The following is a 24,327-nucleotide window of genomic DNA, read 5'->3' as shown; positions in this document are numbered from 1 at the left end:
CTCTACGGTTAACTTTTCGTTACATAGTTATAAATTTCCCCGCCGACTTACTTAGGGTGTGTTATGCCGTAGGCTAACGCACCTTATTGTAAGTATGTCCTCTAGATAAAAGCTGTTATTATTCTGTGGATAAATCCACAAATAAATTAGATTGGATAAGTTGATTCAACATGATTAATTACCTCCCTTAAAAATGTATAAAATCATTTAATTTTTTGTAAATATTTTATTGAGGATATCTAAGATTGGATTATTGATGAGATTACCCAGTAAACTAAAATTGGCTATCCCAAAGGTTATAGAAGATGCTAGGGTAAATTGTGATGAAATATATTTAGTCTGTTGTGAAGAAACATCACCATTTGCTAGTTGTAATGTGTTGTTTGCTGTAGTTATAGTGTTATTTTGCTGGAGTAAAAAATTACCTGCACCTGGCATATTTATAATCTGCCCAGCAGCTAGGGTTTCCTGCTTTTCTTCGGATAAATCTCTGAACCATTCAGAATTGTCGAATTTGATATTTTCAGACATAGTTTTATTTGCTCACGTAGAATCTATTTTTTACAGTGATAAAAACTTTAAATGCTCTCCTTGCTGAGAGAGAAAAGTCTCGGGAGTGCCTTGTATTTGCACTTGACCTTTATCTAGTAGTACAATCCAGTCGGCTCGATTAACTACGCTGGGACGATGGGTGATCAAAATTGTAGTTTTGCCTTGTCGGTATTCCAAGAGTCGGTCTAGTACGTGAGATTCGCTGACTGGATCGAGTCCGGCGGTTGCTTCATCTAAAATGAGTACAGGTGGATTAGTAAGAATGCCTCTAGCGATCGCTAATCGTTGTCTTTGTCCACCAGAAAGATTCGCCCCAAATTCGCCCAAAACAGTTTGATACTGACTTGGAAGTTGACTGATAAACTCGTCTGCATCTGCAATCTGGCAAGCTTTGACAATTTCCTCAAAGGAAATGTAAGGCGTTCCTAAGCGGAAGTTTTCCAAAATCGATCGACTCCAGAAATGAGGCTCTTGGGGCACATAAACGACTTGTTGCCGCAAACAATCCAAGGAAAGGTCTTGAATGTTATAGAAGCCAATGCGAATATTGCCAGAGTTTGGCTGATATAAGCCTGCCATCACTTTCGCTAGAGTACTCTTACCACAGCCTGACTTACCAATCAAAGCAATTACTTTCCCCCCAGGAAGCTTGAGAGAAAAATCCTCTAATAAATCAACTCTGCCAGCATGGTGAAATTGGAGATGAGAACAACGAATATCTGCATCTGCACAGATTTGGGCAACTGGCTTTTGACTACCTCCAACTACTTCTGGTGTAGCATCGATGACTTCCAGCAGGCGAGAGACCGCTGTTTGAGAACGAAAGTATTCATCCACGAAGTTAATTAAAGAGTCAATTAAATTTAGAACATTTACTTGTAGGGCGTTAAAAGCCAGCATTTGACCGATGCTCAACTCTCCTTGAATTACCAAAATACTTCCTAGCCCAAGTAAAATTACACCGCCGAGAGTAGCTAAAAGTCTAGCAATTGTACCGTTAATAATCCCGATTTGAATGGTGCTGAAATTCAAATTTGCAAGGCGACCAAAACGGCTTTGGAATTCATCCCAAAATTGCGGTGCAGCATTTGTGGTTTTGATTACCTGCGCTCCCTTAAAAGTTTCTACCAAAACGCCTTGATTTTCCGCTCCCAAAACCAACAAACTGCGCGTCTTTTGTTGAAGGATAGGTAAAAAAGGTAGGGTGGATAAGGTCATTAACGCTGCAAACAAGATGACTGCTAATGTCAGTTTCCAGCTATAAAACAGCATCAAGCAGAAAGAGATGACTGCAATAAAAAACTGGCTGGGTAAAAGAACCACAATCTGCGATACCAGCTGGTTTATTTCATTGATATCTCTGAGTCGGCTACTGATTTCACCGCTGCGGCGGGCTTCGTAGTAATTTAAGGGTAACTGAAGAATTTTTCGGGCAAACTCCAAAACTAAGCCTAATTGCAGTCGTTGACCAAAATGAGCAATCATGGTGCTTTGTAATACTTGCAGACAACTGCTGAACAAGCTCATGACTACAACGGCACAGACGACAACACTAAGTAACTGAGTATCCCCGCGTACAAGGACATCATCTGTGAGTAGTTGGATTAAAACCGGAGTACCTAAAGCCAGTAGACCCAGGACAATATTGAGTACTAAAACCTGAGTCAACAACCCACGATAAGGTAATATGCGATGAAAAAAGCGTACTAAACCACCTTTTGCTTCTTCTTGGGGCTGCTGAAAAAAGCGCTCTGGGTCTGGTTCGACTAATAACATTACCCCATTCCAAGCTGTTGTCAACTCTTCTCGGTTGACATAACGGATACCCACTCCTGGATCAGCGATCGCATAATTCTTCCCCCGCTGGTCGTATAAAACAACCCAGTGGTGACCCTGCCAATGGATAATTGCTGGTAGTTGTATTTCTTTAATTCTGTCTACGATCGCAGGCGCAGCTTTAACCGCCCTGGCATTAAAACCTAGAGCCTCAGACCCACGTTTTAAACCCAGTAAAGTTGTTCCTAACTGTCCAGTCCCAACTGCATCTCGACTACGATTGATGCTTAAAAAACGTCCATAATGTTTACAAATTGAAGCCAGACAAGCTGCCCCACAGTCTTCTTCACTCAACTGTAAAACACACTCGTAATTTTTATCAAGTTTGAACAGATTAAACATGTCAACCTTTAATAATTCGTAATTACAAGAGAATTCAGGAGTTAGGAGTAGAGACGCAATTCATGGCGTCTTTACAAGAGTTAGGAGTTAGAATGATTGAAAAATCAACACTGATACAGCCTATTATTTTTATTCAATTGATTAAGATTCGCCCTCAAACTCTTATTAATTCTGAATTCTGAATTCAAAATTCCGTGATAAATCTGGCTTTTCTGAGAATAAATTGAAGTACACTTTCTTGGCGGGAAATAATATCAGATCTACCTTCCATGCCAGATTTGAGATAACATTGGCGATCGCCTCTACCGACATATGGAGTTTGTGGTTCAATTGTTACTTCGTAGGCAACTACTTGGGCGACACTTGGATTTTCATTCTTTTTAACAATTGGTACGGCATCTGGGGCAATTGTTTTGACGTTGCCGTTGAGGGTACCATAGTCTGGATAGGGACAAGCAGAAACCTGCATTTTGACTTGTTGTCCTGGTTTTACCTTGTCAATATCTTGAGCAGGCACACGAGCTTTAATTAATAAAGGTGCATTCAGAGGAGCAATCTGAGCAATAGCTTCGCTTGGTTGCACTACTTGTCCTGGGTTGCGAAGATTCAATTGCAGCAGTGTTCCGCTGATTGGCGATCGCACTATACTTTGATTGAGGTCGGTTTTGATCTGTTGCAGTTCTTTAGTGGTGCGATCGATTTCCTTTTGAAGTTCAAGGCGCTGCTGGAGTAGAGTTTCTCGTTCTTTTTTCAAAGCAGCTAAGGTAGCCTCACCTCTGGACTGTTCCTGCTTAATCTTTTCAGATGCAACGGTTACAGCAGCATTAGTAGGATTAATGGCGGTTTTAGCTTTTTCTAAGTTTGTTTCGGCGATCTTCAGGGCTTGTTGTTTTTGTTCCTGGAGATTTTTGGCGTTGTCTTTGGCTTGTTCTAGCTTCGCTTGAGCGGATTTAACCGCTTGTTCTTTTTCCTCCTGGAGAGTTTTAGCATTAGCTTTAGCTTGTTCTAGTTTCGCCTCGGCAGATATAATTGCTTGTTCTTTTTCCTCAAATAGATTTTGAGAAACAGCCCCTGATGCTACTATTGGCTGCAAGCGATCGCGTTGCACCTTGGCTAAAGTCAAAGCCGCTTGTGCTTCTTGTACAGTTGCCGTTAAAACTTTTTCTCGTTGTAATCGATCGCGTTGAACTTTGGCTAAAGTCAAAGCGGTTTCGGCTTCTTCTAAAGCCGCTGTGGAGAGTTTTTCTTGTTGCGATCGCTCTTGTTGGGCCTTGGCTAAAGTCAAGGCTACTCGTGCTTGCGCCATTTCAGCTGTAGCTACAGTTTGCAGATCTTCATAGTTGCGTTGTGTACCATCTAATTGGGCTTGTGCAGCTATAATCGAGCGGTTATTTAAACTTGTCTGGGCCGCAATCTGAATCTCAATTTCACGCAGTTGAGCATCAATTTGAATTAGTTGTAATTGACTTTGCTTAATACCACTTTCTAACTGACTCTTTTGAGTTTGGAGGCGGGAATCATCAATCTGAGCAATACTTTGCCCCTGAGTCACCACTTGATTTTCCTGAACATTAATGTTTTGAACGCTTCCAGTCATAGCAGACTGAACAACCCGTAGTTCTCCCACCGGTCGTATAGTTGCAGGAACTTTGACCGTCACGTTGTAATTTAAAACAGATGTTAAAGTCACCCCTACTACAAAAGTAGTTAGCAGAACTCCCGCACCAATAGTAGTCCATTTGCCGATACGAGGGAGAAACTCGTTAGCTTCAACTAAATGGAGTTGCTCTGGTAATGGTTCATTCAACCTATTCCAAGAATAGTTTTCTTCGGGGCGTGAGAAGTTCACGACATTACACCTCTTGTATTAATGGATACTTAAAAGTTTGCCAACTCATTACCCGTTCAAATTACTTTGACGAACCACTAGAGTCTGTTTAATTAATTGTGCAACATTCTTAGTGAAGGATTTATCCCTCAATTTCAAGCACTCAAGTGGTGAATACAAACTTTTACAAAAGATGCAAAATGTAACAGATATTATCCATAGTAGACAACATGATTTTCCATAATTGTTTATAATCAATTAAGGGGGAAGAAAAAGGCCACGGCGATGCGCCAGAATCACCTTTTTCATATTTTTGACGCTGACAACGCGTTGATAAAATCAAGAAGAACGCTCAAACTCTCTCAAAGTCCTCACTTACATTGAGCGAGTCATAAAACTCTTCTGTCCCCCTTTTATCTGCAAAACAAAATTTCATAAATTTCGTTGTTTGCAGAGTTAGCTTTACCAGAAGCACTCAGCCAAAGTCTTAATTTGTACAAAAATAAAGATTACACAAAAGCTTTGGAATTTTTGAGCGTTCCAGCTATCAGATTGAAGATTTTAACTTAGGGAAAGATGCAAAAATTCATCCTTAACTTTTGAGTCCTTGAAAATTCTCACTCATCAGTTTATCCCTAAATTATTTTGAGATATGTGAAGCATCTTGGTGTAATAGCGAATTTTGATAAGAGCGCTGACTTAACCTAAGGTTTTGATAGTGGTGAATGAGCGAGTTAAGAAGATTGGAATTCTTATTCCACCGTTTAAGAGCGATCCAAAAATTAAAGTTGTGATGCTGGCCAGAATAATTTAGCTCGAGCTTAAAGAATGTTGTGAAGTGTTCCTGATCTTATTTTTGTGGACAGTAGAGGGATGGCAAATAATTGTTGCACTTACCTCTCAATATAAAATATTCTAGAGGCTAAGTTGTTAGTGGAGTTTTACCAAAAGTATTTAGCCAGATGACTAGGTTATGCAAATGCGAAAGTTGGAGGAAAGCTCTGGAATCAGCAACTGATTCCAGTGCTTAAGAACTAAGAAACTTGAGCGCCTATATTGCTTACCACTATTACGATAGCGGAGTTAGCAATGCCTTACAAAAATTGGAGTAGGCTGACACCTACAATATCAACTATTCAGTTTAAAATTGCAGATTTTGGTAGTAGAAAGGAGTAGAAACAAACAATGAGTTTGATGGAAACATTGATTTGTTCTTGACTCTTAACTTTTTGACAGTCACTACTCGCAATTAGCTGCTTTATCTGAAACGCTCTAGTTTAACAGATGATTGTACGAGTTACTTAGCAAAGCGTCTCAAAAGACGAGGGAAACCTTCTCCTCCCAAGCTTAGAGTATCTTGTGCTCCAGTAATTAACTTACTCTTACTTGCTAGGGAATTAGAAGTGCTGCCTTGAGGGCCGGAACTAGTTGTTCCTTGTATAAATCCCTGGTTTTGACCGTAGATGCTGCGACTATTCTCTGAGTCAACGCCTCCAGCTAGAAGCTGTTGTTGCTCATCAGATAAATCGAGTAGCAACTCTGATGCAATTATTTGATATGACATGATTATTGGCCTCACTTACAAAATCAGGTGTTTCACCACCTAAGACCCAACTATAGGCATTGTTTGTCAGGATTTCATAAATCTTGAGACATAATTGAAAATTGCATTTTTGTTTCTCAAGGTAGATATAAAATCTTCTATTTATTTTAGATATGACAATACGCTAGAGCAGGTATAGTCAATATTTAGCGTTTTTGAAAATATTTAGAATATTTGAACATAATATTGAGGAATTTTGAATATGGCAGGTAACAGGCAATAGGCAACAGGCTTGAAAATCAGTTGATGTCAGGGTTTTAGGATTAGTTTATGTCCTACTGTCATCGGTCAACAATCAACAGCAACAGGAAAAGATGTTCTGTGTTAGATGCGCGTTTAACTGCAACTTAGTATCAGCAAACACTAAGAGGATGTCTGAGAAGTATTAAATATTTCGCTTGATCCCCCCTAGCCCCCCTTAAAAAGGGGGGAATTGGAATCAAAGTCCCCCTTTTTAAGGGGGATTTAGGGGGATCTACAAGTCTCGAATACAACACCAAAAAGTTTTCAGACATCCTCTAAAGACTGCCCAACATCCAAAAACTTCTTCGTTAAACATTCTTCGTTAAGCAGACTCTACAATAGAAGCGCCAAAACGATAACCTTTGCCGTAAACTGTGTGAATTAGCGTAGTTTCTTTACCTACCTCAATCTTACGCCGTAGCAAACGAATTAATGCTGCTATGACGTTGCTACTAGGTTGTTCTTCCTCTTGCCACAAAGTTTGCATAATCTGGGCATGAGTCAACAGTTGTCCGGTGTGTTCCATAAAGTATTGCAACAATTGGCTTTCTTTTTGGGAAAGTTCAATTATCCGTCCTTGGCGATAGGCTACTTGATTTTCACAATCGAGTTCTAAATCAGCTACAGTCAGGCGTCCGGTTGTGGTTTCATAGGTTTGGGAACCAGAACGACGCAACAAAGCACGGACTCTGGCTAGTAATTCCCGCAGTTCAAAAGGTTTCACCAAATAGTCGTCTGCACCAGCATCTAAACCTTGTACGCGGTCATCTAGAGTATCTTTAGCTGTGAGAAACAGCACAGGAGTGATTTTGCCTTGGCGTCGCAATTCCTGGCAAATTTCTAATCCTGTTTTTCCTGGGAGCATCCAATCTAAAATTAGTAGGTCGTAATTACCTACTCGTGCCTGATCGCTACCGCTTGTACCGTCATAAGCGGCATCTACAGTATAACCCTCACGAGTTAACAAGCGACTCAAGGGCTGAGTTAGTTCAACTTCATCATCAACTAATAAAATTCTCATGCTGCTTGTGGTAAGCATATAGAGATATTCTCAATGTTATTGAACCGCAAAGACGCAGGATACCAAGAAAAATAATGCTGACTGTTGCATTACCAAAAGGGGAACTTCTTAAACATAGCATCCGCTTGCTACAAGCTGTGGGGTTAGATTTTAGTGCTTTTTTAGATTCAGGAAATCGCCAACTTCAAATTCCTGATGCTAAAGGACTTGCAAAAGGGCTATTGGTGCGGGCGCAAGATGTACCTGTTTATGTAGAATATGGTCAGGCGCAACTGGGTATTGTTGGTTACGATGTACTGCGGGAAAAACAGCCGCAAGTTGCCCACTTAGTTGATTTGCAGTTTGGATATTGTCGCATGTCGGTGGCGGTAAAAGCATCGAGTTCTTATCGATCGCCTTTAGATTTACCACCTCATGGTAGAGTTGCTTCAAAATATGTCAATTGCGCTCGTGAATATTTCCACAGTCTCGATTTACCAGTGGAAATAGTACCGCTATATGGTTCAGTAGAATTAGGGCCAATTACTGGCATGTCAGAAGCGATCGTGGATTTAGTCTCCACGGGTCGGACTTTACGCGAAAATGGTTTGATTGAAATTGCTACTCTGTATGAAAGTACAGGACGATTAATTGCCCATCCCCTGAGTTACCGTCTGAACACTGCTAATTTGAGTGATGTGATTAGCAAGGTACGAGAGGCTGTTTTATTGGGGGTTTAGACATTGGCCATTGGGCATTAGGCAGTTGTACTGCCCTTTCCTAGGGACGCACTCGCGTTCGACTACAGTTTCTAAGATACAAGGTTGGGTTAAGCAGAGCGAAAGAATGTAGAGACGTAGCAGTGCTACGTCTCTACAAGGGTTCTGGTTAACGCATATTTAATTTCTGGAGATGTCTGTTGAATTCGGGCAGTCGTTCATTGAATTCGGGCAGTCGTTTGTTGAATTCGGGCAGTCGTTCATTGAATTCGGGCAGTCGTTCATTGAATTCGAGCAGTCGTTTGTTGAATTCGGGCAGTCGTTTGTTGAATTCGGGCAGTTGTTCATTGAATTCGGGCAGTCGTTTCTTGAATTCGGGCAGTCGTTTCTTGAATTCGAGCAGTCGTTCATTGAATTCGAGCAGTCGTTTCTTGAATTCGGGCAACCACCGATAATGCACAACTTTAGCCTTGTCACGCTACTACAAGATTTGATGTAAATAATATCCGTCCCAAATTTGTTTACACTGGGATTATGGCGATCGCCAAAGTTTGCAGCGGAAATAGAATAGTTGACTGCTGGGCATGGCTGTTCTCAAATGTGAATCTAGCTTTTAAAAAAAAGGCCTTATGCCTTCTTCTCAAAACTCCGCTGAATAACCAGAAGCACACAGATAGTTAACTAATGTTAAAAAAGGTTAATCTATTTGTGGGGTAGTCACGCTGCTGAGTGGATACAATAATTGAGATTTTTTAATAAAAGTTAATGAACATTGGAGACACAATTAGAGAAGAGGCAAGGCTAGAAGCCCTACGCCAGTATCAAATTCTTGATACCGAACCTGAAGAAGCTTACGACAATCTCGCTCAGTTAGCGGCATTTATTTGTAACACTCCCATATCTTTAGTCAATTTTATTGATGAAAACCGTCAATGGTTTAAGGCAAAAGTAGGTTTAGATGTATCAGAAATGCCGCGCAGTATTGGATTATCTTACCTTTGCCAAGAGCGGCGTAACGTTGTTGTGGTTACTGATACACTAGCTGATGAAGAGTTGGCGAAGAATGCGGTAGTAATTGGCTATCCCTATGTACGGTTTTATGCAGGTGTACCCCTAATCACTTCCAAGGGGGATATGTTGGGAACTCTGTGCGTAATTGACCAAGTTCCCAAAGAATTGAGCCAAAAACAAGTAGAAGCGCTTGTGGCTTTGAGCCGCCTAGTGATTGACCAACTAGAGTTGAGGCGTCATGTGACTGAGGTATCTCAAGTTACAGAGAAACTAATGACGCAGGAGCAAACAGCACGCGCCGAGTCCGAAGCTGCAAGAACCCGTATCAGCGATCTTCTTGAAAGTATCACTGATGCCTTTTTTGCCTTAGATAAAAAATGGCGATTTACCTATGTCAATGGTCAAGCAGAACAGCTGTTGCAAAAACCCCAGAATCAGCTTTTAGGTAAAAGTATCTGGAAAGTTTTTCCCAGAATTCTCGGCACAACATTTGAAAAGCAGTATCGTCAAGCAGTATTAAAACAGACAAGCGTCGAATTTGAGGAGTTTTATCCACCCCTCAACCGTTGGTTTCAAGTCCACGCCTATCCAGGAAAAAACGGCTTATCTGTATATTTTCAAGACATTACTGAGCGACGCCAAACAGCACAAGCACTTCAAGAAAGTGAAGAACGTTGGCAATTAGCATTGCAGGGTAATAATGATGGTATTTGGGACTGGAACCTCAAGACTAATGAAGTGTTCTTCTCAACTCGGTGGAAGCAAATGTTGGGGTATGAAGACCACGAAGTTTGCAATTGTTGGGATGATTGGACAAAACTAATCCATCCTGATGAGCGAGATTTGGTACTTGAGACCTTCCAGGATCACTTTGCCAAGAAAACACCATTTTATGTTTGTGAGTATCGAGTCCAATGCCAAGACGGCAGCTATAAATGGATTCTGGATCGAGGACAGGCACTTTGGGACGCATTAGGTGATGTGGTGCGAATGGTCGGTTCTTATACTGATATCACAGATCGTAAGCGAACAGAAGAGGAATTGAAGCGGCAAAATTTGCGATCGCAATTATTTTCCGAAATTACTTTTAAAATTCGAGAATCTTTACAAATAGATGAAATTCTTCAAACCACTGTTATCGAAGTCCAAAAAGTACTACAAGCTGACCGAGTTTTAATTTTTCGACTGGAGCCTGACGGTTCGGGAACAGTAGTACAAGAAGCTGTACTACCTGATTGGCCTGTAATTCTGGGAAAAAATATTATCGACCCCTGTTTTAAAGAAGAATATTTAGAAAGATATCGCCAGGGAAGAATCAGTGCAATAGAAGACATTGAAACTGCTTATATTCAACCTTGCCATCGAGAATTTCTGGAGCAGTTTGCTGTCAGGGCTAACCTTGTAGTGCCAATTCTTGTGAGAGAAGGCATTTGGGGCTTATTGCTAGCTCACCAATGTGCTGCACCTCGAAAGTGGAATAACTTTGAGACAGAGTTGTTACAGCAACTAGCTAACCAAATTGGTATTGCTTTATCTCAAGGGCAACTACTAGAACAGCAAACCCGCCAAAGTCAAGAACTCGCTCGCTCCAATGCCGAATTAGAACAATTTGCCTATGTAGCTTCCCATGACTTACAAGAGCCATTGCGGATGGTAACCAGTTATTTACAATTGCTGGAGCGAAGATATAGAAATCAACTCGATACTAATGCCGATGAGTTTATCAACTACGCAGTAGATGGGGCACGTCGGATGCAGACACTAATCAATGATTTATTGAACTACTCCCGCGTCAGTACCCGTGGACAGCCCTTTAAACGAGTTGATTGTAACGCTGTTTTAAAACAGGCGATCACAAATCTCCAACTGGCGATCGCAGATAGTAAAACAGTTATCACCTATGACAGTTTACCTGAAGTCATGGCTGATGCTACCCAATTGACACAAGTATTTCAAAACCTCATCGCTAACGCCGTCAAATTTTGTCAAAATCAGCAGCCAGAAATTCACATCGGAGTGGGGAGGGGAAGTGAGGAAGCGGACACAGGGACGCGGGGACAGGGGGACACGGAGAAAGAGGAGACACACATAGGAAGACATGGAGATACAGAGAAATTACTCACCGCGTCACCGCATCTCCTCATCCCTCCGTCCTCTTCATCCCCCCCACTCCCCATTCAACCCAACGAATATGTCTTCTGGGTAGAGGATAATGGTATTGGTTTAGAACCCCAGTATGCTGAACGTATTTTTATAATTTTTCAACGCTTGCACACCAGAGATAAGTATCCAGGTACTGGTATTGGTCTAGCAATTTGTAAGAAGATTATAGAACGCCACGGTGGGCGTATCTGGGTTGAGTCGAAACCGAGTCAAGGCTCGACTTTCTACTTCACAATTCCAGATAAAAGCTTTTAAGCAATCGTAAACATGCAAATAATTATGCCAATTGAGGTTTTGTTAGTAGAGGACAATCCTGGGGATGCCCAACTTACACGCATAGCGTTGGAAGATAGCAAAATCTCGATTCACCTGAACGTCGTAGAAGATGGTGTCGAAGCAATGGCATTCTTGCGAAAACAAGAAAAATATATCCAAGCAGCCCATCCAGATATTGTGCTGCTCGATTTGAATCTCCCCAAAAAAGATGGGCGAGAAGTATTAGCAGAAATTAAAGCAGATGAAAACCTCAAGCGAATTCCTGTAGTCGTCTTGACGACTTCCCAAGCCGAAGAAGACATCCTCAAAGCCTATAATCTGTCTGCAAACTGTTACATAACTAAGCCAGTAGACTTCGATCAATTCGTTAAAATTGTAAAATCAATCGAAAATTTTTGGTTTGCGATCGTAAAACTGCCACCGGAGTAATGGCAATGGCAGGTGACAATATAAAAGTCTTATTAGTAGAAGACAACCCTGGTGACGTATTTTTGTTACAGGAGTTTTTAAAGGAAGTTAACACAGTTGTAGTTGATTTGATGCCAGTTGAGCGGCTTTCCCAAGCACTTAACCACCTAGAAAAGGAAATTTTTGATGTCATTTTGTTAGACCTTTCCCTACCAGATAGTCAGGGACTGGAAAGCTTTGTGACTGCTCACCAACAGGCAAAAGCGACTCCAATTATTGTGCTGACGGGTATAAACGATGAAACCCTGGCAACTAGGGCAATGCAAGAAGGAGCGCAGGATTACTTAGTCAAAGGCCAAGTAACTGGGGATTTGCTGGTGCGTTCTATGCGTTATGCAATTGAACGTCAACGAGCAGACAACGCATTGCGACAGAGTGAAGAAAGATTTCGCGTAGCCCTGAAAAACTCTCCGATTTTTGTCTACAACCAAGATGGGGAGTTACGGTACACTTGGGTTTATAATCCTTCCTATGGATTTACGGTTGAGCAAATCTTGGGCAAAAAAGACTTGGATATCATCTCAGTCGAAGATGCTCAAAGGCTCACCAATATCAAACTTGGGGTACTGGACAGTGGCATAGGAACGCGAAAAGAAGTATCAATTACAACTAAAGAAACGACTCGATATTACGATTTGACAGTTGAGCCATTGCGGAATGAGTCCCAAGAAGTCGTCGGAGTGACTTGCGCCAGCATCGATATTACCGAACGCCAAGCCGCATTGCGGGAACACAAATTAGCCCAAGAAAAAATTAAAGAACAGGCTGCATTACTAGATGTCACCACAGACGCTATTTGCGTGCGAGATTTAAATAATCGCATTCTGTTTTGGAACAAAGGCGCAGAAACACTTTATGGTTGGCTAGCTACAGAGGCTAGGGGAAAAAGTGTAAGTGAGCTTTTGTTTGATGAACCTTCACCAGAAATCGAGGCGGCTCTTTTAGAAGTTATTAGTAAAGGTAACTGGCAGGGTGAGTTAACTAAACTGACTAAAACTGGCAAGGAAGTCCTCGTTGCCAGTCGTTGGAGTCTGGTATGTGATGAAGAGGGAAAGCCCAAATCAATTTTGAGCGTTGACACAGATATTACTGAGAAAAAACATTTAGAAGCCCAATTGTTTCGCGCTCAACGTTTGGAAAGCATCGGCACATTAGCTAGTGGCATTGCTCACGACCTTAACAATATCCTGACGCCGATTTTGGCAGGAGCGCAACTATTACCACTCAAATTTCCCGATGCAGATGAGCGGACTCGCCATTTACTGGAGATATTGGAAATCAACGCTAAACGCGGAGCTGATTTAGTTAAACAGGTGCTATCCTTTGCACGGGGAGTGGAGGGAAAACGCATCACTTTGCAACTCAGGCACTTAATTGTAGAACTTGCCAAAATTCTTAAAGAAACATTTCCCAAATCTATAGAAGTTAGTATTGACATACCACAGGATTTATGGATGGTTTCTGGAGATAGTACACAACTCCATCAAGTACTGATGAATCTCTGCGTTAATGCCCGTGATGCTATGCCTAATGGCGGTAGTTTGATAATCTCTGCGGAAAATCTATTTATTGACGAAAATTATGCCCGGATGAACCTGGAAGCTAAGGTCGGTCCTTACATAGTGATTACTGTCTCCGATAATGGAGCTGGCATTCCTGGGGAAATCTTAGATAGAATTTTCGAGCCATTCTTTACTACAAAAGATGTCGGACAAGGCACAGGGCTAGGACTTTCTACCGTACTGGGGATTATTAAAAGCCACGGAGGTTTTATCAACGTCTACAGCGAACCTGGAAATGGCACTAGCTTTAAAGTTTACTTGCCAGCTGTAGGGGGAATGGAAACACTCATGCCAGAAGATTCCATACTACAGACAGGACATGGAGAGTTGATTTTGGTTGTGGATGATGAAGCCGCTATTCAGGAGATTACTAAATCATCACTGGAGACCCACAACTATAAGACACTAATTGCTGGTGATGGGATTGAGGCGATCGCACTATACGCTAAAAATATGGATAAAATTAGTGCCGTATTAATCGATATTATGCTGCCCTCCCTGGATGGTTTAACTGCCATCCGTACCTTAAAAAAAATTAACCCAGGAGTCAAAATTGTTGTCAGCAGTGGATTGATGTCCGATCAGAAACTAAGCGCAGTCACTGACACCGGTGTCAATATCTTTTTATCCAAACCATATACTGTCAAAGAATTATTGCTCTGTTTACAGAAAGTACTTTCATTGTGAGAAGCTACTTTGCTTAAATGTAGGCCATTTCACTCAGCTGTATATATTACTGGTAACTTGAAATTCTCTGGTAATTATATAATCTAGCGATCGCCTTGCATTTGACTATGCATACATCTATTTTTTTGTCAATTTATTTATGGCGATCGTAACTCATAACAATTTGCAGTCAGAAGCGCAATTTAAAACTTCCTATTCCCCACTCCCCCAAACCGAAAGTTACGGTCATATGTACAGATTAGTATCAGTATGGGTTAGCCATTATCTAATCGATAACGGCAACCCATTAGTTACACCTACACATTAAAGCGGAATAACATCACATCCCCTTCCTGGACAACATACTCTTTGCCTTCACTACGAACCAATCCTTTTTCCTTCGCAGCATTCATCGAACCAGTAGCTACCAAGTCTTTATAAGCGACTGTTTCAGCACGGATAAAGCCCCTCTCAAAATCACTGTGGATTACACCTGCGGCTTGAGGTGCAGACATTCCTGCATGAATTGTCCAAGCCCGGGTTTCTTTGGGGCCGCAGGTGAAATATGTCCGCAAGCCTAAAAGGGTGTAGGTAGCACGAATCAATGACTTTAAACCACCTTCTTCTACACCTAAAGACGCCAGGAAATCAGCTTTATCTTCCTCTGGTAATTCTACTAATTCAGCTTCAACTTGAGCAGAAACTATGACAACTTGAGCATTTTCTGTTACAGCAATTTGTCGCACTTTTTCCACAAAATCATTACCCGTTGCCAAATCATCCTCAGATACATTGGCAGCGTAGATAATTGGTTTATTAGTCAGCAGTCCTAATCCTTTAATCAGCTCCGCTTCTTCTTCATTCAAACTCACTTGACGCACCGACTTACCTTCATTTAAAGCCGCAGCTAATTTTTCCAAAACTGTGACTTCAAACTGAGCATCTTTGCTAGTGCGAGCTTGTTTGCGAGTGCGGTCAATTCGTCGCTCAATTTGTGCTAAATCTGATAAACCCAGTTCTAAATTAATGATTTCAATATCTCGCGCTGGGTCAACAGAACCAGCAACGTGGATAATATCATCATTTTCAAAACAACGTACCACATGGACGATCGCATCAACTTCTCGGATGTGGGACAGAAATTGATTACCTAGTCCCTCACCCTGACTTGCACCTTTAACTAAACCGGCGATATCGACAAATTCGACACGTGCGGGGACAATTTGTACCGAACTGCCAATTTTAGCGAGAACATTTAACCGCTCATCCGGTACTGCGACAACGCCGACATTCGGTTCAATCGTGCAAAAAGGGAAATTAGCCGCTTCTGCCTTGGCGTTAGCAACTACAGCATTAAATAAAGTAGATTTTCCGACGTTGGGAAGTCCGACAATTCCGGCTCTTAACATTTTGGATTTTGGATTTTGGATTTTGGATTACATTACCAAGGTAATTCAAACAGGTTCCGGTATGGTTTGGGGAATTGGCCCTGGAACTGTTTGAGGAATGGGAGCAGGGACTGTTTGCGGAATGGGAGCAGGTACTGGTTCTGGTACAGGCCCAGGTAATGGTTGGGGAATGGGAGTAGGTACTGGTTCTGGTACAGGTTGGGGAATCGTTGGCCCCGGTACAGGTTCGGGACTTGGTAGCGGATTTGGTTCAGGGCTGGGAATTTGTGGTTGGTCGGGTATATAAATAGCAGTAGTATTAATCATCATCGGTCTAAATTAGATTACTCAACCTTCCCAAACTAGATGACAACTCCAGTCGTTGACATCTCCCCAAAAGACTATACCCCCCACACTCCCCAACTACTCCTCTTTCACCTCCGGTACTGGGTCGTAACCGCCTGGATGAAACGGATGACAGCGCAAAATCCGTAAGGTTGCCATCCAGCTACCGCGCAATACTCCAAATCGTTCAATGGCTTGAATGGCATACATCGAACAAGTTGGTTGAAAACGACAACTCGGAGGAAACAATGGCGAGATAAACATTCGGTAGCCGCGAATCAGCCAAATTAATAATAGTTTCATTACAGTTACCTAAATCTTATAAATTAGTTATAGAGGTAAAAATATTCATTCTCTTGCATCTTTGTTGATTACATTTTCTGATTTAACCTCAATTTTGATTTTATGGCTGCAAATTCCGTTGCCAGAACCTGCCGTAGGCATCGCTGCAATTTGGGTCTTATTCATCCTACTGATTGCGTGGGCAGTAAACCGCTTTGCTAATGGTGAGGCAGAAATCGTCAGGAAAATAGTTCATATTGGCACTGGTAATGTGATTTTACTCGCTTGGTGGTTAGATATTCCGGCTAGCGTCGGGATTACCGCCTCGATTTTAGCAAGCGCAATCACTTTACTATCCTACCGATTTCCGATTCTTCCTGGTATTAATAGCGTTGGACGCCAAAGTTTAGGGACATTTTTTTACTCTCTGAGTTTCGGTATTTTAATTGCTTGGTTCTGGTATTTGCAACAACCGCAGTATGCAGTATTAGGTATTTTAATTATGACTTGGGGAGATGGATTAGCAGCTTTAATTGGGCAGCGCTTTGGTAAACACAAGTACAAAGTCTCTGGGGCAGAAAAAAGTTGGGAAGGCTCCTTGACTATGATGCTTGTTAGCTATCTCATCACCAATTTGATTTTGATCGGAACTCAAGGAAACACTTGGCAAAGTTGGGTAATATCACTGTTAGTAGCTTTGATTGCTACTGCTTTAGAAGCTTTTTCATTTTTGGGTATTGATAATTTAACAGTTCCTTTGGGAAGTGCGGCTCTTGCCTTCTTTTTAAGTCACTTAATTTTGTAGTTACTCAATTAGTCACGTGAAACACTTTTTAAACAACAGACTTCTTACATAAACACTTTTTTACATCACGCAAAGACGCAAAGACGCAAAGAAGAAAATCTTGAAAAACGTAGACGCGTAGAGGCTTGCCGTAGGCTAACGCACCGTCAACAATTGAAGGTGCGTTGCGCTATGCGATAACACAATCAATTTTATTCAAATCTATACTAGATCCCGATGAGTAAAGGGTTTTGCATTTGCGCCAGTGTATGTAGCGACAATATGACCATCACCAGTCATTTGATATTTGTATGTTACTAATCCTTCTAAGCCAACAGGGCCACGGGGAGGCATTTGTTGAGTACTAATTCCGACTTCTGCACCGAAACCATAGCGGAAACCATCAGCAAAACGGGTGGAACAATTGTGGAATATATTGGCTGAATTCACAAGTCCCAAGAAAGTTTCGACAGCGGCAGAATCTTCAGAGATGATTGCATCAGTATGTCGAGAACCATATTCGTTAATATGAGCGATCGCGTCTTCAATAGAGTCTACAATCTTAATGGACAAAATCAAATCGCTGTATTCTGTTTCCCAATCAACTTCTGTTGCAGTTGTGATATCCGGTAAAATTTTTAAAGTAGTTTCATCGCCTCTTAATTCTACATGGCGTTCTGCCAAAGCCGCAGCAACTTTCGGTAAAAATTCTTGGGCAATTGACGAGTGAATTAGCAAAGTTTCGATAGCGTTACAAACAGCAGGATATTGAGCTTTGGCATCTACTGTAATTGGAACGGCAAGAGAAATATCAGCAGCTTTATCTATATATAAATGACAAATTCCATCGGCATGACCTAGTACGGGAATGCGTGTATTTTCCTGAACAAATCTGACGAAGGAATTAGAACCTCTGGGAATAATTAAATCTACATATTTATCTAACTTTAAAAGTTCGAGAGTTTCCTCTCTGGTTGTGAGTAACTGTACCGCATCAGGGTTAACAGCAGTATGAGATAATCCTTGTTTAATTGCTTTAACTATCGCTTCACAAGAGCGCACAGCTTCCTTTCCACCTTTGAGGATGACGCCGTTTCCAGATTTAATAGCCAAAGAGACAATTTGAATCGCTGCTTCTGGACGGGCTTCAAAAATAATCCCCAAAACACCCAAAGGACAAGTAATGCGCTTGAGAACTAAACCAGTGTCGAGTTCGCGGTGAATCTGCACTTTACCGACTGGATCGGCTAGCTTACCAACATCTCGTACCCCAGCGATCGCATCTCTTAATTTATGTTCATCTAACTGCAAACGCTTATAAAGCGGTTTAGCAATTCCAGCCGCAGTAGCAGCTTCACAATCAGCAATATTCGCTGCGAGAATTTCATCTTTAGCTGATTCTAAAGCTTGAGCGATCGCTTCAATCGCTTGATTTTTGGCCTCAGTCGAGAGAATCGCCAGCTTACTTGCAGCTTGCCGAGTTTGCGCTGCGATCGTAATTAGGGGAGAAGCAACTTGCAAAGTAGTCATATTAAAAAAAACCTTCAACTTCCTCATCCTATCAACAATAGGCAATGGGCAATGGGCAATGGGCAATGGGCAATGGGCAATGGGCATTGGGAGCGAATGAGGCTTTGAACTCCGTTAATGAGTCTTTTAACTCTACTCCTCTACCTCAATGCCCCATGCCCATCGCCCCATGCCCCATGCCCTAAACGTTAACAGCAGTCTGAGTAATAATTTCGCGCACTTGGCTGCCAGTCAAACTCGCATTGGCACTGAGGATTAAGGCTGCTACTCCTGCTACGTGGGGAGTAGCCATAGAAGTGCCATTATAAAAGCCGTAGGTTTGATTTGGTAGCGTAGAGTAAACGTTAACCCCTGGCGCAGTTACATAAGCCATGTTGGAATCACTTCCGGCTCGGTTAGAGAAATCAGCTAAATTGTTATTCTTGTCAACTGCTCCAACTGCTAAACCCCAGTTTGTAGCATAGTAAGCGGGGTATAAAGGAGTTGAACCTGCTGAATTAGCTGCTGCCATGACTACAATTACACCTTGACTGGTGGCGTATTGAATGGCTGCTTCTAAGCCACTGTCAGGAACGGTTCCAGCTAAACTCATGTTAATTACTTTCGCCCCATTGTTGACGGCGTAATAAATTCCTTGGGTAATAGCAGAATAAGTGCCTTTGTTATCATCACCCAATACTTTCACAGGCATGATTTTGGCGTTATAAGCAATGCCTGTAACTCCAAAATCATTGTTCACTGCTGCGATCGTACCAGCCACATGAGTACCGTGACCGTAAACGTCTAAAGTATTGTTATTGTTATAAATAAAATTCCAGCCGTAGAAATCATCAATGTATCCATTGGCATCATCGTCGATACCGTTGTCAGCGATTTCTTTGCTATTTGTCCAGATGTTTGAATTTAAATCTGAATGGTTATAGTCAACGCCAGAATCTAATACCGCAACCACTACTCCTTGACCTGTATAGCCTTTCGTCCAAACTTCCGGAGCTTTGATTAAATCTGCCCCCCAGTTGTTACCGCCTAAATCGGGAATACCCGAAAAGGTAGCTTGACCAATAGCTTTAGCAACGGCAGCAGAAGCATTGACTAAACCATAACCATCGATAGAGCTATAATTTGGCAAGCTGTTGGCAGCATGAATATCAATACTAGCTTGGTTAGCCTCATTAAACACATTGGCTAAATCATCTTCCCCATCGCCATTAAAGTCACCAGCTAGCCATTTTTGCTCGTTCCAAAATCCACCTTGTGCAGTTGCCCATCGCTGATTTGTGAAGCTGCTAGTGCTGGAGAGATGAACATCAATACTGGCTTGATTAGTATCATTAAAAACATTGGCTAAGTCATCTTGCCCATCGCCATTGAAGTCACCCGCTAGCCATTTTTGGTCATTAGAAAATCCGCCTTGTGCAGTTGCCCATCGCTGATTTGTGAAGCTGCTAGTGCTGGAGAGATGAACATCAATACTGGCTTGGTTAGCGTCATTGAAGACATTAGCTAAATCATCTCGTCCATCGCCATTGAAATCACCAGCTAGCCATTTTTGACTACTCCAAAATCCACCTTGTTGAGTTGCCCAGCGTCCAATTGTCAAGTTACTACCGTTGGAGAGATGAACATCTATACTCGCTTGATTAACGTCATTGAAGACATTGGCAAAATCATCTTGACCATCACCATTGAAATCACCAACGAGCCATTTTTGACTACTCCAAAATCCACCTTGTCGAGTTGCCCAGCGTCCAATTGTAAAGTTACTACCGTTGGAGAGATGAACATCTATACTGGCTTGATTAGCATCACTAAAAACTTTTGCTAAATCATCTCGCCCATCGCCGTTAAAATCACCAACTAGCCATTTTTGACTGTTCCAAAATCCACCTTGCTGAGTTGCCCAGCGTTCAATTGTAAAGGTACCACCCTTGGAAAGATAAACATCAATATTGGCTCGACCAGCGTCATTAAAAACTTTTGCTAAATCATCTTGTCCATCGCCGTTAAAATCACCTGTTAACCATTTTTGCTCATTCCAAAATTCCCCTTGTGCAGTTGCCCATCGGGCATTGGTAAAACTGCTGGCAACAGTAGCATCACTTTCTGAAGTAATGGAGGAAGAAGCAGACTCTGTATTTAAACTAGTAATACTCGAAAGGCTAACATAGTCTTCTGGTAGTCCCGTTAAATAATCAATTCCGGCTATTGTTTGGTCTGTTTTATCTGGAGTCTCTGGAAACCTCAAGGTAGCCACTGCTTGGTCAATGGTATCGATATCAAACCCGTAATTTAGAGACAGTTCAGGTTGTCTTGTTGCCGAAATAGATAACAACGCTAGATCTGATGTGCCAAGAGAAATAACACTATGAGAATTAGCAATAGGTTCAGTAGGCAACAGACTCAAGGAGTTGGCATCGAATAAAGTAGGGTCGGGCATCTAGCGTATTCCCCCAATAGATTCTCAATTAGGTTAAGTTTGTCATTGCTGAAAAATAATAAACAACTGAAACTAGCCATTGATAGAACACACCAAGCCGATAGAAAAATCTTTATTCAAAGAATTTTTTTCTATTATTTGTAATCTGAAAATTCAAATTTCAGATACGTGTATAACATCTAAATGTAAATAATATTGTAAAGCAAAAATAAAGATTTTATAAAATAACTTAGAAAATTGCTGTATAGCAACAAACATAAGAAGTAGATTTAAGCAAATTTTTCTAAAGCTTAAGGAGGCCTGATGGTTACAGCAACAGTACCAGGACAACAGGTCAAAGTTGGCCCAACCCAATTGCTGATTAACAATGAATGGGTAAACAGTATCAGCGATCGCCGATTTGCAACAATCAATCCCACTACAGGTGAGGTAATCTGCGAAGTTTCAGAAGCAGATGCCCCGGATGTCGATAAAGCAGTACAAGCAGCCCGTACTGCCTTTACTTCTGGAGAATGGCCAAAAATTTCCGCCACCCGTCGCGGCGAGTTGCTTTACAAACTAGCTGACTTAATTGAACACAATATCGATGAGTTGGCGCGGTTAGAAACTCTCGACAACGGCAAGCCACTACAAGATTCTTTGGGTGACTTGGGATTAGTTATCGCCTGTTACCGCTACTATGCAGGCTGGGCTGACAAAGTACAAGGTAAAACTATTCCCATCAACGGCCCGTACTTTTGCTACACTCGCCACGAACCTGTCGGTGTAGTTGGTCAAATTATCCCGTGGAATTTTCCACTGCTAATGCAGGCTTGGAAACTAGCACCAGCTTTGGCAACTGGTAACACTGTAGTCATGAAAACAGCAGAACAAACACCTTTATCAGCCTTGCGGGTAGGCGAGTTGATTGTTGAGGCTGGTTTTCCGCCCGGTGTGGTCAACATCTTATCAGGATACGGGCCAACCGCCGGGGCAGCAATTTCCCGTCACATGGATGTTGACAAAGTGGCATTTACTGGTTCCACTGAAGTCGGGCATTTAATTATGGAAGCCGCTGCTAAAAGCAACCTCAAACGGGTTACCTTGGAACTGGGTGGCAAGAGTCCCAACATCGTGTTCGCTGATGCTGATATGGACGCGGCGATCGCAGGTTCCCACGAGGCATTATTCTTTAACCAAGGGCAGTGCTGCTGTGCTGGTTCGCGGGTGTTCGTGGAAGAAAAATGCTACGACGAATTTGTTGCTAAAAGTGTAGAAAGAGCAACAGGGCGCATTCTTGGTAATCCCTTTGATGCCAACACAGAACAAGGGCCACAAGTAGACAAAGAACAATTCGATAAAGTTATGAGCTATATCGAATCTGGAATGCGGGAAGGTGCTCAGATGCTATGCGGTGGCAATCAAGTTGGTGACAAGGGTTTCTTTATCGCCCCCACAGTCTTTGCAGATGTCCGCGATGAGATGAAGATTGCTCAAGAGGAAATCTTTGGCCCGGTGATGAGCATCATCAAATTCAAAGATATCGACGAAGTAATTCAACGGGCGAATAGCACAATGTACGGACTTGCCGCCGCTGTGTGGACCCAGGATATCACCAAAGCACATGCGATCGCTAACAACGTTCGTGCTGGCACAGTCTGGGTAAACTGCTACGACGTATTCGATGCTGCTGCTCCCTTCGGTGGATTCAAGCAATCGGGTATTGGTCGAGAGCTAGGCGAGTATGGCTTGCAGCAATACACCGAAGTTAAGACAGTTACCATTAAACTCTAGTTTGGCTGGAGTTTAGCTTTAGCGTTGACTGTTGACTGTTCACAGTTAACAGTCAAAAAAAGACCATATCTGGCTTTCTTAATTACGAATTACGAATTACGAATTACAAATTACAAATTACCAATTGCCATAACGCAATTTTTAGTATGGGGTGGGCATGATAAATACGACATAGCACATAACCCCTAGATAACTCTGATGATAAATGCGATCGCCACTAGATTACGCCAAGTGATGGCTGGGAGGAAAAGCCGGATTGCCTATTTCCACGGACATGACCGTGAAAACCAAACCAGACGTTCCTTAATACTGTATGCCTGCATAGGATTAGTAGGTACAATTCTGGCATTTTTGTTAATCGCATCCCCAGGATTTACCCAACAACCACAAACCCAACAATCATTATCAGTAGCTACACGAGTCATACCACCCTTTGTGGTACAAGACAAAGATGAGCTATCGGGATTCAGTATTGATCTCTGGCGCAGCATCGCTAAAGAAATGGGTGTAGAGTCTAAATTTATTCAATATCCTACTGTGTCGGAACTGCTTGCTGCCATTCAGGAAAACAAAGCCAAACTCGGAATTGCAGCTATTTCTATTACAGCCGAACGCGAACAGAATTTTGACTTTTCATTACCGATTTTTGCTGGAGGGCTGCAAATCCTGGTCAGAAACCCAGAGAACAACAACAGTGGCTTTCCCAATATTTTCCAATTGTTTTTTTCCCCTAGCCTCTTGCAGGTAATAGGTATTGCCTTAGTACTAATTGCCGTAGCAGCCCATATTATTTGGTTATCTGAGCGCAATCATAAAGAAGGGATGGTTCCCCAATCATACTTTCCTGGCATTTTTAAAGCCTGTTGGTGGGCAGCTGCCACATTAGCAACCCAAGCTGATGAGATGCCCAAGGGAGTAGTAGGACGCTTAGTAGGTATTGTCTGGATGTTCATTGGAGTGCTTTTCGCTGCCTACTTTACAGCCAGTGCTACCACCTCATTAACAGTGCAGCAACTTCAAGGCGATATCAAGAGTATTGATGATTTACCCGGTAAAATAGTCGCCACAACTGCGGGTAGCACAGCCGCCGCATACCTGCGAGAACATCATATTTCAGTTCTACAAGTTCCTAAAATTGAGCAAGCTTACAATGCTCTAATGACCAAAAAAGCTGACGCTGTGGTGTTTGATGCACCTGTACTTCTGTATTATGCTGCCAATGAAGGCAAAGGCAAGGTACAGGTTGTTGGCAGTACCTTGCGTGAAGAAAGTTACGGTATCGTTTTACCCAATAACAGTCCTTACCGCAAACCAATTAATAGAGCTTTGTTGAATCTTAAAGAAAATGGCACTTATCAATCTTTGTATGATAAGTGGTTTGATGCTAAAGAATCTTGAGGAAGGGCATGGGGCATTGGGCATTGGGTATGGAGAATAAATCTCTTACATATAGCAGGAGGCAGAAGGCAGAAGGCAGGAGGCAGGAGGTAAAAGTATTACTATTCCCAATACTGCTCGC

At 42.0% G+C, this 24,327-nt stretch carries 19 protein-coding genes; 9 read left to right on the top strand and 10 right to left on the bottom strand.

Annotated elements, in window-relative coordinates; genetic code table 11:
• Positions 1-207: 207 nt before the first annotated feature.
• From ACM0OY_RS33115 to rppA, 5 genes are all read right to left on the bottom strand, one after another.
• Positions 208-531 carry a hypothetical protein gene (locus tag ACM0OY_RS33115; protein WP_414573002.1) on the bottom strand — a complete coding sequence of 108 codons (324 nt, stop codon included), beginning with the start codon at positions 529-531 and terminating at the stop codon, positions 208-210.
• Between the two features lie 30 nt (positions 532-561).
• The gene (locus ACM0OY_RS33110; protein ID WP_414573001.1) at positions 562-2,730 is read right to left on the bottom strand and encodes a peptidase domain-containing ABC transporter; all 2,169 of its coding nucleotides are present in this window, start codon (positions 2,728-2,730) and stop codon (positions 562-564) included.
• A 184-nt stretch (positions 2,731-2,914) separates the two neighbouring features.
• Positions 2,915-4,579 (bottom strand): HlyD family efflux transporter periplasmic adaptor subunit, encoded by a 1,665-nt coding sequence (locus tag ACM0OY_RS33105; RefSeq protein ID WP_414573000.1) that lies wholly within the window; start codon positions 4,577-4,579, stop codon positions 2,915-2,917.
• Between the two features lie 1,276 nt (positions 4,580-5,855).
• Entirely contained in the window at positions 5,856-6,122 is a 267-nt protein-coding gene (locus ACM0OY_RS33100; protein ID WP_414572999.1) for a CTB family bacteriocin, read from the bottom strand.
• Between the two features lie 604 nt (positions 6,123-6,726).
• Positions 6,727-7,425: a two-component system response regulator RppA gene (rppA, locus tag ACM0OY_RS33095; RefSeq protein WP_414572998.1), complete on the bottom strand. Its 699-nt coding sequence runs from the start codon at positions 7,423-7,425 to the stop codon at positions 6,727-6,729.
• A gap of 74 nt (positions 7,426-7,499) precedes the next feature.
• On the opposite strand from rppA, the gene hisG reads away from it, so the two are divergent.
• The 5 genes from hisG (at position 7,500) to ACM0OY_RS33070 (ending at position 14,290) form a co-directional block, all read left to right on the top strand.
• Complete coding sequence (gene hisG, locus ACM0OY_RS33090) at positions 7,500-8,144, top strand: ATP phosphoribosyltransferase (protein WP_414572997.1); 645 nt, start codon at positions 7,500-7,502, stop codon at positions 8,142-8,144.
• A 172-nt stretch (positions 8,145-8,316) separates the two neighbouring features.
• A complete protein-coding gene (locus ACM0OY_RS33085) occupies positions 8,317-8,622 on the top strand; it encodes a hypothetical protein (RefSeq protein ID WP_414572996.1) in 306 nt (101 codons plus the stop codon).
• Positions 8,623-8,888: 266 nt separating this feature from the next.
• Complete coding sequence (locus ACM0OY_RS33080; protein ID WP_414572995.1) at positions 8,889-11,552, top strand: GAF domain-containing protein; 2,664 nt, start codon at positions 8,889-8,891, stop codon at positions 11,550-11,552.
• A 24-nt stretch (positions 11,553-11,576) separates the two neighbouring features.
• Entirely contained in the window at positions 11,577-12,002 is a 426-nt protein-coding gene (locus ACM0OY_RS33075; protein ID WP_414572994.1) for a response regulator, read from the top strand.
• A 5-nt stretch (positions 12,003-12,007) separates the two neighbouring features.
• Entirely contained in the window at positions 12,008-14,290 is a 2,283-nt protein-coding gene (locus ACM0OY_RS33070) for a response regulator (RefSeq protein WP_414572993.1), read from the top strand.
• Positions 14,291-14,586: 296 nt separating this feature from the next.
• Here ACM0OY_RS33070 and ychF read toward each other — a convergent pair whose 3' ends face one another.
• The 3 genes from ychF to yidD all read right to left on the bottom strand — a co-directional run bounded on the left by ychF (position 14,587) and on the right by yidD (position 16,305).
• A complete protein-coding gene (gene ychF, locus ACM0OY_RS33065) occupies positions 14,587-15,678 on the bottom strand; it encodes a redox-regulated ATPase YchF (protein ID WP_414572992.1) in 1,092 nt (363 codons plus the stop codon).
• 45 nt (positions 15,679-15,723) lie between these two features.
• On the bottom strand, positions 15,724-15,984 hold the full coding sequence (locus tag ACM0OY_RS33060) for a gamma-aminobutyric acid A receptor, epsilon-like protein (RefSeq protein ID WP_414573003.1): 261 nt from the start codon (positions 15,982-15,984) through the stop codon (positions 15,724-15,726).
• A 96-nt stretch (positions 15,985-16,080) separates the two neighbouring features.
• Positions 16,081-16,305, bottom strand: a complete 225-nt coding sequence (yidD, locus tag ACM0OY_RS33055; RefSeq protein WP_414572991.1) for a membrane protein insertion efficiency factor YidD — start codon at positions 16,303-16,305, stop codon at positions 16,081-16,083.
• A gap of 61 nt (positions 16,306-16,366) precedes the next feature.
• Here yidD and ACM0OY_RS33050 point away from each other — a divergent pair, with 61 nt between their 5' ends.
• Positions 16,367-17,089 (top strand): diacylglycerol/polyprenol kinase family protein, encoded by a 723-nt coding sequence (locus tag ACM0OY_RS33050; protein ID WP_414572990.1) that lies wholly within the window; start codon positions 16,367-16,369, stop codon positions 17,087-17,089.
• 201 nt (positions 17,090-17,290) lie between these two features.
• Here the strand turns inward: ACM0OY_RS33050 and ACM0OY_RS33045 are convergent, their stop codons facing one another.
• Positions 17,291-18,598, bottom strand: a complete 1,308-nt coding sequence (locus ACM0OY_RS33045; protein WP_414572989.1) for a glutamate-5-semialdehyde dehydrogenase — start codon at positions 18,596-18,598, stop codon at positions 17,291-17,293.
• A gap of 44 nt (positions 18,599-18,642) precedes the next feature.
• Between ACM0OY_RS33045 and ACM0OY_RS33040 the strand changes: the two genes are divergently transcribed.
• Positions 18,643-18,783, top strand: coding sequence for a hypothetical protein (locus ACM0OY_RS33040; RefSeq protein WP_414572988.1), 141 nt, complete (start codon positions 18,643-18,645; stop codon positions 18,781-18,783).
• On the opposite strand, the gene ACM0OY_RS33035 is transcribed toward ACM0OY_RS33040, so the two are convergent.
• Positions 18,780-21,035, bottom strand: coding sequence for a S8 family serine peptidase (locus ACM0OY_RS33035; RefSeq protein ID WP_414572987.1), 2,256 nt, complete (start codon positions 21,033-21,035; stop codon positions 18,780-18,782). The two genes, ACM0OY_RS33040 and ACM0OY_RS33035, sit on opposite strands and share 4 nt — an antisense overlap.
• A gap of 303 nt (positions 21,036-21,338) precedes the next feature.
• Here ACM0OY_RS33035 and ACM0OY_RS33030 point away from each other — a divergent pair, with 303 nt between their 5' ends.
• Together ACM0OY_RS33030 and ACM0OY_RS33025 are read left to right on the top strand one after the other, a co-directional pair.
• Positions 21,339-22,808 (top strand): aldehyde dehydrogenase family protein, encoded by a 1,470-nt coding sequence (locus tag ACM0OY_RS33030; protein WP_414572986.1) that lies wholly within the window; start codon positions 21,339-21,341, stop codon positions 22,806-22,808.
• A gap of 198 nt (positions 22,809-23,006) precedes the next feature.
• Positions 23,007-24,206: a transporter substrate-binding domain-containing protein gene (locus ACM0OY_RS33025; protein WP_414572985.1), complete on the top strand. Its 1,200-nt coding sequence runs from the start codon at positions 23,007-23,009 to the stop codon at positions 24,204-24,206.
• Positions 24,207-24,327 lie beyond the last annotated feature (121 nt).

Source organism: Nostoc sp. CCY 9925, from assembly GCF_963920935.1.
In the GTDB taxonomy this organism is placed as follows: Bacteria; Cyanobacteriota; Cyanobacteriia; order Cyanobacteriales; family Nostocaceae; genus Nostoc.
This window is presented reverse-complemented; position numbering and strand designations above follow the sequence as displayed.